The sequence below is a fragment of the Robertkochia sediminum genome, assembly GCF_016786255.1.
Classification (GTDB): Bacteria; Bacteroidota; Bacteroidia; order Flavobacteriales; family Flavobacteriaceae; genus Robertkochia; species Robertkochia sediminum.
Genome location: NZ_JADMKT010000078.1, coordinates 349,826 through 367,828 on the forward strand (window position 1 = coordinate 349,826; position 18,003 = coordinate 367,828).

Here is an 18,003-nt window from a genome sequence, read left to right on the forward strand (position 1 = left end):
GTAATATCAGAGCTATTCCACATATCATTTACAGGTATCAAGAATAACTCAACATCGGAAAACGGATCAATACATGTAGTTGAAGTAATTATTTAGAGTTTTTAAGTATTGAACCCTTTCCAAAGAAAGCCATATCATCTCAATTATGTCATGATATGGCTTTTGTTTTTTACGCACATCGTACCAACTACGCAGGATACATGGAGAAAACAGGTTTAAAATTGTATATTAGCGCAGTTTAATAAAAAAAGTACGTAAGATACATGTCTGATAAACCAACAATTTATTACACCAAGACTGATGAGGCCCCGGCCCTGGCCACTTATTCATGGTTGCCTGTGGTTAAGGCTTTTACCTCTTCATCTGCAATCGATATAGAAACTGCCGACATCTCTCTAGCCGGTAGAATTTTAGCTGTTTTTCCAGATAAACTGGACACACCATACCCTGACGCATTAAGCCAGTTGGGTGCTTTGGCCAAAACTCCGGAAGCGAATATTATTAAACTTCCGAATATTAGTGCCTCCATTCCTCAGCTGGAAGATGCTATTGAAGAGCTTCAGGCTAAAGGATTTAACATCCCGGATTATCCTCACAATCCTCAAACAGAAGAGGAGAAAGACATTAAGTCCCGATTTGACAGTGTTAAAGGTAGTGCCGTAAATCCTGTGCTTCGCGAAGGGAACTCAGACCGTCGTGCGCCAAAGGCTGTTAAGAACTACGCCAAAAAGAATCCACATTCCATGGGGGCATGGAGCAGCGATTCTAAATCGCATGTAGCTACCATGAGCGAAGGTGATTTTAGACATAATGAAAGATCGGCTACCCTTTACAAAACTCAGGAACTTTCTATCGAGCTGGTAAAAGCTAACGGTGAAGCTACTGTATTAAAAGATCATTTACGTGTTCTCGAGGGCGAAGTGATCGATGCCAGTGTTATGAGCAAAAAGGCGCTGGTGGCATTTCTTGAAAGGGAGATCGCCGATGCCAAAGAACAAGGCGTACTGTTCTCACTGCACATGAAGGCTACCATGATGAAGGTATCAGACCCTATCATCTTTGGTCATGCTGTACGCATCTTCTTTAAAGAGCTATTTGAAGAATTCGCGACTACTTTTAAAGAGATCGGAGTAAACGAAAACAACGGATTGGGAGATCTTACCGATAAGCTTAACACCCTTCCGGAAGATAAGAAGAACGAGATCCAAAACAAGCTCAAAGAGCTTATGGATGTACGTCCGGACCTTGCCATGGTGAATTCAGACAAGGGAATCACCAACCTTCATGTTCCCAGCGACGTGATCATCGATGCATCCATGCCTGCCATGATCAGAAACTCCGGACAAATGTGGAATGCCGAAGGCAATCCTCAGGATACCAAAGCCGTAATTCCCGACAGCAGCTATTCTGGTGTTTACCAGGCTACCATTGACTTCTGTAAAGAAAATGGAGCATTTGACCCTACTACCATGGGAACTGTTCCGAACATCGGACTAATGGCTCAAAAAGCAGAAGAATACGGTTCACACGACAAGACCTTTGAAATTTCTGAGAACGGTACGGTTCAGGTTAAAGACGAGGCAGGAAACATAGTTCTGGAGCACAAGGTTGAAGCGGGTGACATCTGGAGAATGTGCCAGGTAAAAGACCTTCCTGTTCAGGACTGGGTAAAACTTGCCGTTACCAGAGCCCGCGCCACAGAAACTCCGGCGGTATTCTGGCTCGATAAAGACAGAGCACACGATGCCGAACTCATCAAAAAAGTAGAGCGTTACCTGAACGATCACGATACTGAGGGACTGGAGATCCATATCATGTCTCCTAAGGAGGCTACCCTGTTTACCCTAAAGCGTATTAAAGAAGGTAAAGACACCATCTCTGTTACCGGTAACGTGTTAAGAGATTACCTTACCGACCTCTTCCCTATCCTCGAGGTGGGAACCAGTGCGAAGATGCTCTCTATCGTTCCTTTAATGAATGGTGGCGGACTCTTCGAAACCGGTGCAGGAGGTTCTGCTCCAAAACACGTACAGCAATTCGTGGAAGAAGGCCACCTGAGATGGGATTCTCTTGGAGAATTCCTGGCCCTGGCCGTTTCATTAGAACATTTCGGTAACAAGAACAATAACCCTAAGGCCCTGGTATTGGCAGAGGCTTTAGATAAGGCTACTGAGCGATTCCTTGACGAGGATAGATCTCCTAAGCGCAAGGTAGGGCAGCTTGATACCCGTGGAAGTCATTTCTATATGTGCTTGTATTGGGCCCAGGAACTAGCCGGTCAATCGGCAAATACCGAGTTACAAGCAGAGTTTAAACCCATTGCAGAAGCCCTTACCGCAAAAGAAGCGGTGATCGTTGAGGAGATCAACAAGACCCAAGGGAATACGATCGATATTGGCGGATACTACCTTCCTTCTGAAGATAAGGCCGGAAAAGCCATGCGACCAAGTGCCACTTTTAATGAGATCTTGTCGCGACTAAATTAGAAGTAAAATACACGTAGAAAGATCAAAGGCCCGTTGTCTATAACGGGCCTTTTTCTTTACCATTTAGTACAAAAAGTCGTTAATTCTGTTTAACTTTATCGCTAAAAAGTTATGCAAAATAAATGCCGGCTTGTCTGCATTTCAATACTACTGCTCAGTATGCTCTCTGTTGCCAGGGCGCAAACCATGCATACCATCAGTGGGGAGATCAACGAACTAAGCACCAAGGAATCTGTGATCGGAGCCAGCATCTTTGCCGTAGGAACCCGACTAGGTACAGCCACCAACGAATATGGGTTCTATTCCCTTACCTTACCCGAAGGCCGGTATGAACTGGTGGTCTCTGCGCTGGGTTATAAGACCATCACCAGGAAGATCGACCTTAAAGAAAATCTGCGACTTGACTTTTTACTGGAAGAAGACGCCCAACTTCTTGAAGAGGTGGTGGTTACCGAAAACAGTGAGCGCATAGATATCAAACGACCTCAGATGAGCGTGAATTCACTGCGTTCCACCACCATAAAGAACATCCCTGTAGTGCTTGGAGAGCCCGATGTGCTGCGGTCTCTCGTACTCCTGCCCGGTGTTTCCAACGGCGGTGAAGGAGCCTCCGGCTTTAATGTACGAGGTGGTGCTGCCGATCAGAATCTTATTCTTCTCGATGAGGCGATCATCTTTAATTCTTCTCACCTTTTTGGCTTCTTCTCTGTATTTAACCCCGACGCTATTAAAGATCTCAAGTTGTTTAAAGGTGGTATTCCCGCGCGATATGGCGGAAGGGTATCCTCGGTATTAGATATCTACCAGAAAGAAGGAAATAAGAACGATATCAAGGTTACCGGAGGTATAGGAGCAGTAGCCTCAAGACTTCTGGTCGAAGGCCCTATTAATAAGGAGCGTTCATCCTTTCTTTTTGGAGGAAGAAGCTCTTACGCCCAACTTTTCCTTCCTCTCCTTGACATTGACAATTCGGCGAGCTTTTACGACCTGAATACCAAATTCAGCTTTAAACTCAACCAGAATAACAACATCTATTTTTCAGGATACTTTGGTCGTGATAAGTTCCGTATCTCCGAAAGCTTCGTCAATTATTATGGCAATGCGGTATTCAATTTCAGGTGGAATCACATTTTCTCAGAAAAACTATTCTCTAACCTCTCCATGATCTATTCAGACTACGATTACGGACTGGAGCTCGATTTTGTCGGATTCGAGTGGGATTCGGGAATACAGAACCTGAACTTCAAGTATGACCTGAAGTATTACCTGAACAACGACATACAGGTAAACTTTGGAACCAACAACATCTATTATACCTTTAACCCGGGAAGGATCTCTCCGAACCGCGAGGATTCCGGGATCACCGAAGATCAGCTCACCAGAAAGTACGCAAATGAGTTTGCCTTATATGCCGACATAGAGCAAAGGATCACAGAACAACTAAGCGTGCAATACGGTATCCGTTTCAGTCACTTTACTCGTTTGGGACAGGATGACCTGGCCATTTATGAAAACGATCACGCCGTAAAGTTCAACCCTGAACTTGGTATTTACGAGGAGGCCGAACCTATCGAGATCATTAACCCCGGAAGGGGAAAGAGTCTGGCCACCTTTGCCAATCTCGAACCACGAGTATCTCTTACCTATTACTGGAATGATCAAAATGCGATCAAAGCCAGTTATATGCGGGTCACTCAATACCTGCACCTACTTTCAAATACCAGCTCTCCTACTCCTTTGGATGTATGGACGCCGAGCGGGCCATTCATTGAACCCCAGATCGCAGATCAGATCGCTGCGGGGTATTTCAGAGAATTTTCAGAGAAAGGCTATAGTCTTGAGGCCGAGGTTTTCTATAAAAAGATTCAAAATCGGATCGATTATATTGACGGGGCCGACCTGATCGCCAAAGAATATATAGAATGTATTATCCTCAACGGGGAGGCCAGGGCTTACGGAGCCGAATTACTGCTGCGAAAGAACACCGGTAACCTTCAGGGATGGCTGGCCTATACCCTAAGCCGCTCGGAACAGCGAACCCCGGGAAGAGGCCCTGTAGAATTCGACGGTCAATCGGTAGATGAACCGGGCATCAATAACGGAGCCTGGTACAACACCCCATGGGACAAAACCCATGATATTTCATTATACACCAGTTATAAGTTGAATTCGAAATGGAAATTCAATGCCAACTTTATTTACCAGACGGGCCAGCCTACGAACTACCCTACAGGTCAATTTGAGTTTGAAGGTATCAGTGTTCCGTATTACGGGTTGCGCAATGAAGCACGGCTGCCCGATTATCACAGACTGGATCTGGCAGTGACCCTCACTCCCGAAAAGAACAGAAACAGAAAATGGCAGGGCGAATGGGTATTTAGCGTCTATAATGCCTACAACCGAAGGAACGCCGCTTCGATCAATTTTCGCCGCAACAGCGATAGCGGAGTTAATGAAGCCGTGCGTACAGCCATCTTTGGTATCGTTCCTTCAGTAACCTATAATTTCAACTTCTAGATCATGAAAAGATTTCTATATACGACCCTCAGCACGTTATTCTTACTGTTCTCTTCATGTGAAGATGTGGTAGATATCCCTTTGGAAGATCCGGAACCGCGGTTGGTGGTCAATGCGTTGATCAGGGTCAATTCACAGGAACCCATCAATACCGTGACCGTGGGCTTACTGCTCTCCAGTAATTTTTTCGCAGACAATCCGCCTGTAAACGATGCCTCGGTAACCCTCGAAGACCTGGAAACAGGAACGCAGTATGCATTGGACCTTCAACCGGACAACACCGGCACATACACCGCAGACATTTCTACCGAAGTATTAACTTCAGGAGTCATGGAACTACAGATCTTATATAAGGGTGAACTATATACGGCTACCAGTGAGTTCGTTCCCTCTACCCCTATTATAGTGCTGGAACAGGGAGACAGTTCGTTGTTCGACGAAGAGAGTATCGAGATCATCATTGGCTACAACGATCCTGCCGACCAAGTCAACTACTATCTGCTGGATTATGATCAGGGGGAATTCTTTACCTCAGAAGACACCTTTTACCAGGGACAATTCATTGAATTCTCCTTTTTTCACGGTAAAGCTTCACCCGGAGATGTACTGGAGGTCTCTATACTTGGAGCAGACCAGCGATTCACGAATTATATGAATCAAATTCTTGAATTGAGCGGTGCCCAGGGATTTACCCCCTTTCAAACTCCGGTTTCTGCAGCGCGCGGAAATATTATCGGGCCCAACGACCACAACAGGAACTTTGCCCTGGGATATTTCGCCATTGCCGAAGCCTACTCCCAAACCTTATTGATCGAATAACACAACGCGTTTGAAAGGCCTTCTAACTCATTTTAAAAAGACTTAATGAGTTCATCATCATTAAGAACATTGTAGCGCAATACATCCAATAAGGTGGGTTTTTAGTACCTTTAACGGCGAAACCCGTCCAAATGAAAAAGACTAACAGAGAACTCATGTTCAAGAGCTTTAAGTATTTTGCCTATACGGTACTCCTCATGTTTACAGCTCCCGTGGTGATCTACCAGGCATTTAAGAACCAAACCCACCCGTTTTACTGGCCTGTACTTATTGTTGGGATCATACTGTGTATTGCAGCCATAGGTATGGGATTTTTCAGCCTTAGACTTATTATGAGATCCTTGTTTGGTAAAAAAGAGTAACCCTGCCGGTAAGCGTGCTATTCATCACATAAATGATGATCCTGAAAGTAGTTACCGGCCATGTGATACAATTTTTGCTGAGCATGGTCAAGATTCCATCTTAAAGATCGTTCCATATCATTAATTACCACCACCTCGCTGATCCCGATAACCACAGCTCTTTCTTTGTCAAGTGTATTTTCCCCACAGAATGCCACTAAGAGTGTTTTGAGGCCCGTAAACGCGAGCCGCCCCATGAGGGCCATAAAGTACATTAATCACATCGTGTACGGCATACACCTCCAGATCAGGCCATTTCCGGCCAGGCGCAAGAATATGCAGTGATCTCCCGCCCCAATGGATCGGTTACCCGTGCATATACCCTTTCTGCATCGGGAATTACAGCACCAACAGCCAACAGAAATCCATCGCCCCCGTCAGACAACGTATAGGTATCGATATGCGCCTCAGGGAACGTTTCAGACAACGACTTGCACAATGTCTCTTTAGCATCCTGCTGGGTCAGAGCTCCTTTAAACTTATCTGATGCTACAAGTATTTTCACTGGCATATACTATACGATTAAAGACAATGTAAATTGAAAGGATGCGTCCGTGCCAGTATGCACTTTGATCCGGCTCAAAAAAAAAAAAAAAGAGCCTCTAAAGAGACTCTTTTACCCGAACATTTACATATCTATGAACAGCTCAGGAAAATTCATGACATGCCTTATGATCATTGAGATAGGATTCTTTTAACGCTTTCCGGTTAAGTTTTCCGGTATCGTTCTTAGGCAGCGTTTGGCAGTGCACCACTTTAGCGGGGATCTTAAATTTAGCAAGTTTATCGCTACAGTAAGACCGCACCTCTTCAGTACTTAGGGCTTTGTCGCTCACGACAAAGGCTACTCCACTTTCGCCCCATTTCTCATCGGGAACACCAATAACCACCACCTCTTTTATTTCGCTATGGGTAAGTAAGACCCGTTCAACTTCTACGGGGTAAACATTTTCCCCACCGCTTATGTACATATTCTTTTTACGGTCTACGATATAGATAAAGCCTTCTTTGTCGCGAATAGCAACATCACCGGTTCGCATCCACGCCCCGAACCTGGCTTTTTCTGTTGCTTCAGGGTTATTCCAGTACCCGGGACTCACCATCGGGCCGCCAATGAGCAGCTCTCCGCGTTCGCCCTGAGGCACATCTTTCCCCTGGTCATCTACTACGCGGATGTCAACGTAAAAGTTGGGTTTCCCTATAGAGCCTTCCTTTCGGTTAGCATCATCCTGGTGAAGTGATGTCAGGTTAGGTCCTGCTTCGGTAAGTCCGTACCCCTGCCTAACCGGTATCCCCTTTCGGTGAAAGGTTTCTATAAGTGGTACAGGCATACTTTCTCCACCAACGATAAGATACTTTAGTGATGACAGATCCCTCGAATTAAAGTCCTCCTGATCTACCATCATTTTAAGCATGGTGGGTACCGCCATGAACAGATCTAGTCGTTCTTCTTCGATACAATCCATCACGGCAGAAGGATCGAACTTATTAAAAAGCAAAAGGGTACCACCGTGGTGCAATACCGGGGTGAGGAAGACATTCCATCCTCCGGTATGAAAAAGAGGCATACAATTAAGGGTCGTTGTATTATTAGCAAGGCTAAGACTCAAGGCGGTATTGATACTATTCCAGAACATCATCTTATGCGTATACACAGCACCTTTTGGAAAGCCTGTGGTTCCACTTGTGTAGAGTATGAACACGGGATCATCATTATCGAGCTTTTCCTGCACCGGAGCAGATCGCTGGTCAAAACATTTCGCTAAATCATCAATAGGAATACGTTCTCCGGTAAATTGCAATTTCTCTTTTTCGACCACGGTATCCCTGTAAAATAAAAGCTTACACCCTGAATCATCCAGCATATAGTCCAGCTCCTCCGGCGCAAGCCTGAAATTAAGCGGCACCAGAACAAATCCTGTTTTAAGGGCTGCTGCGAAGAGCATGACCTGGTAGATGCTGTTATCACAAATGATACCCAGGCGGTCTCCCCGATCAATAGTGTAGGTATCCTTCAACCAGGTAGCAAGCGTATTGGCCGCCTCATTGAGTTGCCTGTAGGTAAAGGCCTCTCCGGTTTCTCCGATCTTTATAGCTGTTTTTTCAGGGCTGTATTCGGCCCATTTTGAGAACCAGTCGTAGGTATTGATCATAGTGTCATTTTAAATTAGAGAACAAAGGCATTTGCAGCGAAGGCCAAGCCACCTCCTGAGCCGATAAAAAAGAGGGTGTCGCCTTCTTTGATCTTTCCGTTTTCCCAGGCTTCATGAAAAGCGATTGGAATACAGGCCGATCCCGTATATCCGTATTCGTGCATCACGGTTTGCGCCTTATCTTCCGGCACTCCTAATATATCTAAAGTAGCGCGAATAGCATTGATATTGATCTGAGTGATCAGGAACTGATCTACCTCTTCCATACCAATATTCATCTCGCTCGCAAGATCTTTCGCAAGGTTACTCCACATGGTAGGGTTGAGTTCCGGCGGAAATTTCTTTACGAATTTTAATTGATGGTCGTTATTCTGGATCCTGTTACAGTTAACCGGTTGCTGGGTACCTCCGGAATAGATTCCCATCCAATCGGCATACTCTCCTCGGGTTTGCAATTTTCCGGTTTGAAATCCGGTTTTCATATCGTCTGTTGCCGTGAGCAATACAGCTCCGGCCCCATCGGCAAAAAGTGTAACGGTTTTCTTATCGGTCTTATTCAGGTACTTACTCATGGCATAAGCCCCGATAACCAGTGCGTTCTTTACACTGCCGCTACGTATAAAATGTGAAGCTGTTTCCATGGCAGTCACAAAACCGGCACAAGCCGAATTCAGGTCAAAGGTTCCTGCCTTGGTAGCCTTCAGGCGATCCTGTAAAATGGCCGCTGTAGAAGGAGAAACATATTCAGGGGTATCTGTCGCGATAATGATCAGGTCCAGACTGTCGGCCGACATTCCTGCCCTGTCTAAACATTGCCTTGCTGCATTTTCACACAGATCGGCAGTTGACTCGTGCTCTGTACACCACCTTCGGTTGTATATTTCTACATTTTGTCTGAGCCAGGTATCTACATCTTCACCCAGCACTTCATTAAAGTAAGAATTGGGAATGATCTGATCAGGAACATACATCCCTGAAGAGATGATCTTTGCATTTTTCATTCGCACATTTGCTTTTTTTTAAAACCGGGCAGGCATGGTACATGCCCATCGCCCTGCCCGGCTCTTAAATATTCTGTTATCTTCTGTTTACGGGACTAAAAGTTAAATTTGGTTTCCAAAAGGTAGAGTCCGCGTGTTGGAGGAGCTGCTGTAAATTCTCTCAGGTCCTGGTTCAACAAATTGGTTACAGCTAAGCCTAGGCTAAACTTCTCGCTAAAGCGATACCCAAGGTTGAAGTCTACTGAAGCAAATCCTCCTAATGGTCCGTAGTTGAATGAATCGGTACCCGGAGCTCCCTCTACGATAGGCGTACCTCTGTAGGTCTCCCCTGGAATAGTTTCAGAAGCGATCTGGAAACTTGAGAAATAATTGTACTTCTCTACCCAACGGGTAAATACACTTCCGTATAAACGATCACCCGAATAGTTCACTGCGATACTTCCCTTGTTGTTAGGAGCATTCACGAGGAAATCAAAATTATTTACCTCGCCATCGCGATTGAAGTCATTTTCAGGATTGTCTTCGTCATAAGAATAATCAAAGAATGAATAGTTTGCCGTTACATTTAAAGAAGGGTTGATCATATAGGTAACGCTAAGATCTGTACCATAGGTATTCACTTCCCCGAAGTTAATGTACGTTGCTACCAGTCCGTAAGGAATGGCCTGTACTTCTTCGATCGGAGTGTCTCCTCTGAACGTTGGGGCAAGAAAGGCAGTAACCGGACTTAAGAAGTCCTTGTTGTTATTGTAGAATGCGTTCACATCGATATAAAGTTTCTTACCAATGGTTCCGCGGTATCCGATCTCATAGGTGTTAAGTTTCTCAACGGTCTGAGGATCAATAACGGTTCCATCTGCAAGGGTAAATCCTTCTGCATTACCAAGAATAAGACCTCCGAAAAGGTTACCGTACATGTTCAGGATCGTTGGCGCAGCAATACCCTGACCATAAGTAAGACGAAGCGTACCTTTGGCGAACTCCTTAATAATACCTGCTTTAGGGATAAAGTTCGTACCGTAAACTTCGTGATTATCGATCCTTGCGGCTCCAAGCGCCTTAAATCCAAGACCCATATCCCAAAGTAAGTGACCGTATCCACCGATCTGACCTACTTCGATAAAATCGTCTTCGTTCTCATCTAACAGGTAAGACCCTAAACTGTTTGCTCTATCCAGCTGCCACTGTACTCCGGCAACCACTTCCAGTTTGTCATTAAACACGCTATTGGTATACTGAGCCTCTGCATTCCAGCGATTGGAATCATCGCGAAAACGCGCTCCTGTGGCGAAAGAAGCCTCTCCACCGGCGATGTCTTCAGGAACACCTGCATCGATAGCGGCATAATAAGCCTTGGTTCTGTCATCAATGCTATAGGTATCATCGGTTTTTGAGGTCGTATGATATACTTGGGCAAAGAAGTTCTTAGTCTTAAAACGAAGTTGGAATACGTTGATCTTCCAGTCTACGATCTGGTTTCTACCAACGTTGGTTGGAGAAAGATATGTACTGTTACTATGCTCATAGGTAGCGATAAGGTCTGTACCCGGTGATGGTGTATAGATCGCAGTGGCACCGGCCTTAATGAACTCTACATCAGGATCGAGCTGAAACTCGTTATATCCCTCTTTCACTCCGTCGAGTCCGGCAAAGTTCGGATCTGAAGGCAGACGTCCGGCAGCATCCTTACGATCGATATATACAGAGTCTACATACTCGAACTCCTCAGCACGGGTATATTCTCCGGTAACCTTATAGGCAAATTTCTCACTCACCTTATCGGCCCAGCGCATTCTAAGTGAATTAAAGGCATTTCCATCGCCATTCACTCCAATATTACCTACTACAGTACCTCCCTGATAAACGCGTGGATCTTTGGTTCTGATATTGATGAGACCATTGTGTGCATTCGGTCCGTACAAGGTAGCGTTAGGTCCGAGAATTACCTCGGCCTGCTCGGTATCTTCCTTGATAACGGTTGATAGCGGACCAAGAGGGAGGCCTGTAGCAACAAGTGATGAAATACGGTTATCGATCACCTGAAGGTTCTTTGAGTTAAAGTTAGAGTTGAATCCGCGAATGTTAAACGCAGGAGCGGCAATACCGGCGCGGAAATAATCAACACCTTTTTTACGCGCTACTAACTCCGCAGGATTTCCAGGGAATTCTTCGATCTCACGCGGACTAATAGAAACGATCGTCGAAGGTGAGTTCGTTAGTTTTTCTGCTTTTTTGGAACCGGAATAAACAACCACTTCATCCAGAGCTACTCCGGGACTCAGGCTAAAGTCTACTCCTGTCTTGTCTTCATTTACCAGGATCTCTCTCGAAGATTTAGAGAATCCTACATAGGTAACCTCGAGGATCACTTTTCCGGAAGAAACAGTAACCTCATAAACCCCATCTGCATTGGCAGAGGTTCCTACCCCCTGATTGGCCACAAATACAGCAGCACCGGGAAGGGGTGTTCCAGAATTGTCAGTTACCGTACCCTTAATGGTGTACTGTTGGGCAAACACCCCGGTACTAAAGACCAGAGCGAAGAGCACCAAAAAGAAATTCACAATTTTCATAATGTTCAAGTTTAGGTGATTTAAAAAAGTTAGTTGGTTTTGTTATTGATCTATTTTAAAGTGAAGCGAACTCCATAAGGAGCAACGCTAATTTTTCAGGCTGATCCCAGGTTAAAAAATGCCCTCCGTTATCTACGGTCATGAACCTGCTCTCATCATGAGGAAAGTTGCATTTAGCCTTTAGATCTTCAAGGGTCATATCAGGGTGCAAGATCTTATTCGGGATCAGGTAATCCTGTTTACCGTAAACTACCCATACGGGCACTTCAATACTTTCAAACTTATCGGCAACCGGCTCGCTGAGCATGGCTTCCACATTTCGGCTTACGGTCTCCAGATAAGTTCGGTAAGCATCCGGATCTGATTTTATAGCCATACGCTCCTTCAGCATAAACATCGCATCTTCAGGGAGTTTCCCCGCTGCGAAATTGATGTCGAAATTCTTGCGTATTTGTTCGTCGGGTAGCATGGACATCATTTCTGGCGTCATATATTGCATGAACCAGCTTTTCTCTTCTGCTGTAAAAGTCTCGATCCCGGCGGGAGCGATCAGGAAAAGTCCGTGAAGCCAGGCTTGAGATCGGGGGTCCATGGCGATGGTCATCGCTATTTGTCCACCCATAGAATGTCCGGCCAATACCACATCCTTATATCCGCGCTGCCGAACAAACTCAATGATCAGTGCAGCATAATTTTCCATACCGGGGTCAAAACTACCCTGTTCACTATTTCCGTATCCGGGAAGGTCAATGACCACAGTCTTATGTTGCTCACTAATGAGCTCCTCCATTTTTTTAAATCCACCGGAATTACTTCCTAGTCCGTGGATCATGAGCACAACCTTATCGCCTTCTCCTGACTCTCTGTAAAACATAGACACATCAGAAGATTCGGGAGCATATGCGCCGGACGCAATCGTTTGCGAAGAAATAAAATGAACAGGCATGAGCATGATGAATAATATGAAGTACTTCATTTGTTTTGTTTACTAATTAAGTTGATCTGTGTGGTTAATTGCTTCCCAGGGTTTGAGGTTTACTTACCACCTTTTTTCCCGCGGCAATACGGTCATAAAAAAAGATGACCGAAGCAACTGCAAAAGAACACATCAAGGACAAGGCCGAAGCTATAGCCGGATTCTTAGGACTTACATCTTGCATATAGGGAGTAAGCTCCAGATAGTATACCGAATAATACACCAGTAAGGCGGTAAGTGTTCCCACTGTCGGGATGATCTTATTTTTGGTTTTAGTGAAGATCCCAAAGAACACCGGAACAAAGGCAGCACTAAAAAAAGCATATACCCCGTTTTGGGCGAAAATAGCAACACTCAGGTTGGGCGATACCAGCTGTTGGTACGACAAGAAAACTACCACAACAGCGATACAAACCGTGATCACCCTGTTTATCTTCATAGCCGAACTGTGCTCAGAATCTTTCCCTGTAAGTGGCAGGAACAGATCGTTAGTTAATGACGTAGGCAGGGATTGTATAAGTCCTTCAAGGGTAGACAGTCCTGCGGCAATGAGCCCGATGATAAGCAATAAACTAATGTATCCGGGAAATCTGGCAATTACAAAAGCCGGAATGATCCCATCCATCTGAAGAAGCTCTCCTTCAAACATCAGGTCAGGGAAATAAGCCCTGGCGTAAAATCCAACAAATACAACAGAAAAGAATAGTATTAAAAGGAGGATAGAATACAACAGGAACCGATTTACCTCGCTGTCTTTTTTAAGCATTAGTGATTTGGTCAATATATGGGGCTGACAAACGATTGCGATCCCGATCACCGCGTTGCAAACCACTACTTCGAAGAAATCGCGAAACAACGGACTAGTCTTATTGAAGGGTTCTACCAATTGCGGATCTATTCCTTTTAACTGAGAAAAAAGATCCTCACCACCACCTGAAAAAATAGTATGAGCCCCCGAATACAGCAAGATCCCGGCAACGATCACCATAACGACCGCCTGTGCAGAATTCGTGTATACAAGAGAATTTGCCCCACCAAACATAATATAGGTGAACACCACAATAACAAGACCGATAAGAACATAGAGCTCTTGAACATCTATCGCTTTTGAGATCACTTTGGTGATCCCCACACATATAAGTACGATGAAGGCAATGAGCAAAATGCTCAAAGCACCAAATAACTTTTGAAGAAATGAAGAGTCAAATCGTTTACCTACCCAGTCGGCAATACTGAGTGATCCAACATTTACACCATATTTCCTGAATCGCTTCATTAAAAAGACCAGAGCTATAAAGATCGCAAGAGGCATAACCACCCCAAAAGCGAGATAAGCCCCCATACCATATAATGAAATAAAACCCGGATTAATAATAAAGGTAGCCGCACTGGTAAGCGATGATGCCAGAGCAAGAGCAACCATTAAAGGACTGAAACTCAGACTCCCAACAGCATAAGATTTTAAATTGTCTGCAGTTGTCCTTGACTTTAAGACCATTCCGATCATTAAAAGCACGAACACTGCCAAAGCCACCATAGTAAGTCCGGGAGAAAGCTGATTCATAGTATAAATTCTGCAATTTTATAATAAACTCGTTATAGCATTCTTAATAGGGATGCCATCTTTTTCATAATTTGATGGCTAATATTAATTATTATTACACCAGCTGCAAGAAAATATATCTAAAATAATAGGGGTGGACTTTTTTTTAATGATTGCTACTTAATTTCAAAAAATGCTAACAAATTAACAGGAAAACCTCATTATTCATGCATATATTTTTACTGAAGAAGAAAAATCAAACGTTTGAACAGCAGCAAAACACAAAAGTCCACAATAGTAAAAACCAATGCTAACTTCTATCCTACAGCACTTTACAATATTTTCTGCATTATTTATCAGATAAGTCAATATTTGTTATATTTATTTGCTCATGATTTCACGGTTCTTTTATAAATAGATTTGAAAAAAAATCTTACATATGTCTCAATTCAACAACAAAGTCATTATTATAACCGGTGGAGCAAACGGTATCGGAAAGTCCACTGCAGAGCTGTTCTTAAGCCGAGGAGGTACTGTGATCTGCTGGGATATAAACGAAGCACAAGGTGCTGCGCTTCTCGAAGAACACAAGGGAGCCGATCTGGAATTCCAAAAAGTCAACGTTACCGATCGCAATTCTGTTTCTGAAGCAGTAGATAAAGTGATCGCTAAGCACGGTAAGATCGATGTTCTGATCAATAATGCCGGGATCACCAAGGATGCGACCCTGAAGAAAATGACCCCGGAACAATGGCAACAGGTTATTGATGTTAACCTTACCGGAGTATTTAACTGCACCCAATTGGTATCGGCTCATATGGTCGAGGCAGGCTCAGGAGCGATCCTGAATGCTGCATCTGTGGTTGGCCTCTACGGAAACTTCGGTCAAACTAATTATGTAGCCACAAAGTCAGGGGTTATCGGGATGACCAAAGTTTGGGCACGTGAGTTAGGACGAAAGGGCATCAGAGTAAATGCTGTAGCGCCAGGATTTATTGCTACCGAAATGGTTACTACCATTCCTGAAAAAGTGATACAGGACCTGGAAGGTAAAACGCCGCTGGGATGCCTGGGACATCCTGAAGACATAGCCATGGCCTACGCATTCCTGGCTTCTGATGATGCTAAATTTATTACAGGAACAACCTTAAGCGTAGATGGTGGATTAGTAATGTAATGAAATTAAAGAAGTTCATAGCATATACCGACACGCTTTTACCCCATGAAGTAAGCTTACTGAATGGTAGAAAGCAGTTTCGTGATAAAGACCGTCTTGATATTTTCGAGACGGTCTATCACAATATCCACTCCGGTGGATTTCAACGGGATTACAGCACTACGATAAATAAAAGGAAGTACTCCCACCTTATGCATTGGATGCAAACCAATCTGGAGGAAACAGACACCGACCTGTTCTACCAAAGACTTAATGATTTGGATACCCGGATAAAATCGGACGTGATCGACACCGATGAAGAAAAAGAACTTCTCAAACTCATTACCGATTACCAACCCCATCACTTTCACTTTATTCGCTTTTATGAAGTTGTAAAAAGCTACCTTACTTTTTTGCTGGTTCGCGTTCGTATGAATGATTATCAGATGATCAACAATTTTATCCATATGTACCAGGATGAGTACACCCGCAGCAAAGAGCTTCACAACAGGATCACCCAGGCCACTTCTGACATTGTAGAAGATTATTACAAGAATACACTTACCGATAAATCGTCCAGATGGTTGCCATGGTTGCAAAAGAACATGGAAGACAAGAGCCTGGATGGCCTTAACCGTTACCAATCGCTTGTATTACTTACCTATCTGGCCATCATGGACCAGCGGTTCATACAAAATACCTTACAGTATTATGGCGATATAGAAGAAGATATTGTAAACGGCGCTTATTACTCCCGGAAATTGCTCATTAATTACTACGGGAATAAGCAGCTCCTACTTATGAAACTTCATAAACACGATCTGGCGCTACACTTTGGAGAGCTTTCCATCAAACAGGACGGACCGGATTATATCATGTATCTGAATAACTACAGCTATAACCTTATGAAGTTGGGGCGACCAGAGAAGGCTTTGAAATTGCTGCAAGAAGCACTCCCCTACGCACGAAACACCTCGAATCGCTATAACCGCACCCTGTTCATTTCGTCTCTTATAAGATGTTATAACCATAATAAGGAATACGAAAAAGCATATAGCTACGCTGCCAATCAGCTTGACCTTTACGAAAAAGATATTCTGGAATACAACTGGACCAAGTTCTTCCGGAATTATATAGAGTCTCTTATCTATGCCGGGAAATATGCCACGGTTAAAAAACTGATCAAGAAATACAAGATCCTGGAAAAGGAACACCTCATGCTCTCGCAATTCTCAGGTTATCCTTATTTCAAATGGTTTTACAAACTCACCTTGTACAAGGAAGGGCAGCTTACCGAGAAGAAATTTAAAGACCAGATCGATCGGGAAATGGAGTCACTTAAAAGCTCCCATCGCACACCACCTTCAGAAAGCATCCTGAAATTATTTGAAACCGCCATTTACGAGCTGGTTTAACAAGCCAATTCTATATCCTCAGGTCGAAGGATAAGGAGTCTGCCTCCATGAAACCTTTGTTTCAAGGTAATTTTAAGTAACTTAAGGACATCGTTCACCATAAACCATTTGTCTTATGAAAATACTCGCCTTTGCAGGAAGTAATTCTTCTACTTCCATCAATTTTCAATTGGTAAAATATACCGTTTCCCTTCTAAAGGACCACGATATTCAATTGTACGACATGGCCGGAATGCCATTCCCTATGTATAGTGCCGACACCGAAAAGGAGGCCGGATTTAAAAATTCACTCCGTGAATTCCGCGAAGAGATCAGAAAAGCCGACCGCATAGTCTTATCCGTAAACGAGCACAATGGTGGGCCGTCGGCCTATTTTAAGAATTTCCTGGATTGGCTCTCGCGCCTGGACCGTGAGTTTATGGCCGGAAAGTCTGTATACTTAATGAGTACCTCCCCGGGGCGTGGTGGTGCCGAAAGTTCCCGTAATTATGTAGAGATCGCTCTTAAGCACGCGGGTGGAAACGTAGCAGAAACCTTTTCCCTGCCATCTTTTAACCATACGTTCGACAAGGAGCAGCAGGTAATTTCAGACGAAGCTTTAAACAAAGAACACAGCGAGAAACTGGAAAGTTTTATGAAGGGGGAGTAATCGGGACCTTGGGGCTATAACCAAGCCGTCAGCGCTCGCAATACCGAAACCTTCCCCTGGATCAGGGGGAGGAGATCGTTTTTTAGTAATAAGATGTTGATGTTTGAACAAACCACACCGTCAGTGCCATGCACTGACACCCCTCCTTGGGAAGGAGAGGGTAGCTCTGTTTTTATAGTGAGCCTTTGGGTCAATTTTAAATACCCCTTCCGTCAGCGTCGGAAGCGCTGACACCTTCCCCTGGCAGGGGAAGAGGATCGTTCGATAATTACACAGACGTTGAATTTGAGGAGAACCACCCCGCCTACACCAGG

The 18,003-nt window shown here is 44.3% G+C and carries 15 protein-coding genes; 7 read left to right on the forward strand and 8 right to left on the reverse strand.

Annotated elements, in window-relative coordinates:
• The first annotated feature begins 263 nt into the window (after nt 1-263).
• The 4 genes from IS446_RS12910 to IS446_RS12925 all read left to right on the forward strand — a co-directional run bounded on the left by IS446_RS12910 (nt 264) and on the right by IS446_RS12925 (nt 6,184).
• Nucleotides 264-2,486, forward strand: coding sequence for an NADP-dependent isocitrate dehydrogenase (locus tag IS446_RS12910; protein WP_203061161.1), 2,223 nt, complete (start codon nt 264-266; stop codon nt 2,484-2,486).
• 111 nt (nt 2,487-2,597) lie between these two features.
• Nucleotides 2,598-5,003: a TonB-dependent receptor gene (locus IS446_RS12915; RefSeq protein ID WP_203061162.1), complete on the forward strand. Its 2,406-nt coding sequence runs from the start codon at nt 2,598-2,600 to the stop codon at nt 5,001-5,003.
• A 3-nt stretch (nt 5,004-5,006) separates the two neighbouring features.
• Entirely contained in the window at nt 5,007-5,822 is an 816-nt protein-coding gene (locus IS446_RS12920; RefSeq protein ID WP_203061163.1) for a DUF4249 family protein, read from the forward strand.
• A 131-nt stretch (nt 5,823-5,953) separates the two neighbouring features.
• Nucleotides 5,954-6,184, forward strand: a complete 231-nt coding sequence (locus tag IS446_RS12925; RefSeq protein WP_203061164.1) for a DUF6095 family protein — start codon at nt 5,954-5,956, stop codon at nt 6,182-6,184.
• A 17-nt stretch (nt 6,185-6,201) separates the two neighbouring features.
• On the opposite strand, the gene IS446_RS15450 is transcribed toward IS446_RS12925, so the two are convergent.
• From IS446_RS15450 to IS446_RS12960, 8 genes are all read right to left on the reverse strand, one after another.
• Nucleotides 6,202-6,381, reverse strand: a complete 180-nt coding sequence (locus IS446_RS15450) for a hypothetical protein (protein WP_235996495.1) — start codon at nt 6,379-6,381, stop codon at nt 6,202-6,204.
• Entirely contained in the window at nt 6,353-6,463 is a 111-nt protein-coding gene (locus IS446_RS15595) for a glycerate kinase (RefSeq protein WP_203061165.1), read from the reverse strand. Before IS446_RS15595 ends, IS446_RS15450 begins: the two co-directional genes overlap by 29 nt.
• Before the next feature lie 7 nt (nt 6,464-6,470).
• On the reverse strand, nt 6,471-6,734 hold the full coding sequence (locus IS446_RS12935) for a glycerate kinase (protein WP_203061166.1): 264 nt from the start codon (nt 6,732-6,734) through the stop codon (nt 6,471-6,473).
• Between the two features lie 136 nt (nt 6,735-6,870).
• Nucleotides 6,871-8,376, reverse strand: a complete 1,506-nt coding sequence (gene menE, locus IS446_RS12940; RefSeq protein WP_203061167.1) for an o-succinylbenzoate--CoA ligase — start codon at nt 8,374-8,376, stop codon at nt 6,871-6,873.
• 14 nt (nt 8,377-8,390) lie between these two features.
• A complete protein-coding gene (locus IS446_RS12945; protein WP_203061168.1) occupies nt 8,391-9,377 on the reverse strand; it encodes a 3-oxoacyl-ACP synthase III family protein in 987 nt (328 codons plus the stop codon).
• 95 nt (nt 9,378-9,472) lie between these two features.
• Complete coding sequence (locus IS446_RS12950) at nt 9,473-11,950, reverse strand: TonB-dependent receptor (protein WP_203061169.1); 2,478 nt, start codon at nt 11,948-11,950, stop codon at nt 9,473-9,475.
• 55 nt (nt 11,951-12,005) lie between these two features.
• The gene (locus tag IS446_RS12955; protein ID WP_203061170.1) at nt 12,006-12,926 is read right to left on the reverse strand and encodes an alpha/beta fold hydrolase; all 921 of its coding nucleotides are present in this window, start codon (nt 12,924-12,926) and stop codon (nt 12,006-12,008) included.
• Between the two features lie 34 nt (nt 12,927-12,960).
• Nucleotides 12,961-14,490 (reverse strand): sodium:solute symporter family transporter, encoded by a 1,530-nt coding sequence (locus IS446_RS12960; protein WP_203061171.1) that lies wholly within the window; start codon nt 14,488-14,490, stop codon nt 12,961-12,963.
• 418 nt (nt 14,491-14,908) lie between these two features.
• On the opposite strand from IS446_RS12960, the gene IS446_RS12965 reads away from it, so the two are divergent.
• The 3 genes from IS446_RS12965 to IS446_RS12975 all read left to right on the forward strand — a co-directional run bounded on the left by IS446_RS12965 (nt 14,909) and on the right by IS446_RS12975 (nt 17,689).
• Nucleotides 14,909-15,646 (forward strand): beta-ketoacyl-ACP reductase, encoded by a 738-nt coding sequence (locus IS446_RS12965; protein ID WP_203061172.1) that lies wholly within the window; start codon nt 14,909-14,911, stop codon nt 15,644-15,646.
• On the forward strand, nt 15,646-17,040 hold the full coding sequence (locus IS446_RS12970; protein WP_203061173.1) for a tetratricopeptide repeat protein: 1,395 nt from the start codon (nt 15,646-15,648) through the stop codon (nt 17,038-17,040). The genes IS446_RS12965 and IS446_RS12970 overlap by 1 nt, the downstream gene beginning before the upstream one ends.
• Nucleotides 17,041-17,155: 115 nt before the next feature.
• Nucleotides 17,156-17,689 carry an NAD(P)H-dependent oxidoreductase gene (locus tag IS446_RS12975; protein WP_203061174.1) on the forward strand — a complete coding sequence of 178 codons (534 nt, stop codon included), beginning with the start codon at nt 17,156-17,158 and terminating at the stop codon, nt 17,687-17,689.
• Nucleotides 17,690-18,003: the final 314 nt, after the last annotated feature.

Bases quoted from the DNA above. Each gene is read 5' to 3' on its own strand.
- IS446_RS12920 (WP_203061163.1), top strand. From the start codon at position 5,007: ATGAAAAGATTTCTATATACGACCCTCAGCACGTTATTCTTACTGTTC.
- IS446_RS12975 (WP_203061174.1), top strand. From the start codon at position 17,156: ATGAAAATACTCGCCTTTGCAGGAAGTAATTCTTCTACTTCCATCAAT.
- IS446_RS12910 (WP_203061161.1), top strand. From the start codon at position 264: ATGTCTGATAAACCAACAATTTATTACACCAAGACTGATGAGGCCCCG.
- IS446_RS12935 (WP_203061166.1), bottom strand. From the start codon at position 6,734: ATGCCAGTGAAAATACTTGTAGCATCAGATAAGTTTAAAGGAGCTCTG.
- menE (WP_203061167.1), bottom strand. From the start codon at position 8,376: ATGATCAATACCTACGACTGGTTCTCAAAATGGGCCGAATACAGCCCT.
- IS446_RS12915 (WP_203061162.1), top strand. From the start codon at position 2,598: ATGCAAAATAAATGCCGGCTTGTCTGCATTTCAATACTACTGCTCAGT.
- IS446_RS12950 (WP_203061169.1), bottom strand. From the start codon at position 11,950: ATGAAAATTGTGAATTTCTTTTTGGTGCTCTTCGCTCTGGTCTTTAGT.
- IS446_RS12960 (WP_203061171.1), bottom strand. From the start codon at position 14,490: ATGAATCAGCTTTCTCCCGGACTTACTATGGTGGCTTTGGCAGTGTTC.
- IS446_RS12970 (WP_203061173.1), top strand. From the start codon at position 15,646: ATGAAATTAAAGAAGTTCATAGCATATACCGACACGCTTTTACCCCAT.
- IS446_RS12945 (WP_203061168.1), bottom strand. From the start codon at position 9,377: ATGAAAAATGCAAAGATCATCTCTTCAGGGATGTATGTTCCTGATCAG.
- IS446_RS12955 (WP_203061170.1), bottom strand. From the start codon at position 12,926: ATGAAGTACTTCATATTATTCATCATGCTCATGCCTGTTCATTTTATT.
- IS446_RS12965 (WP_203061172.1), top strand. From the start codon at position 14,909: ATGTCTCAATTCAACAACAAAGTCATTATTATAACCGGTGGAGCAAAC.
- IS446_RS12925 (WP_203061164.1), top strand. From the start codon at position 5,954: ATGAAAAAGACTAACAGAGAACTCATGTTCAAGAGCTTTAAGTATTTT.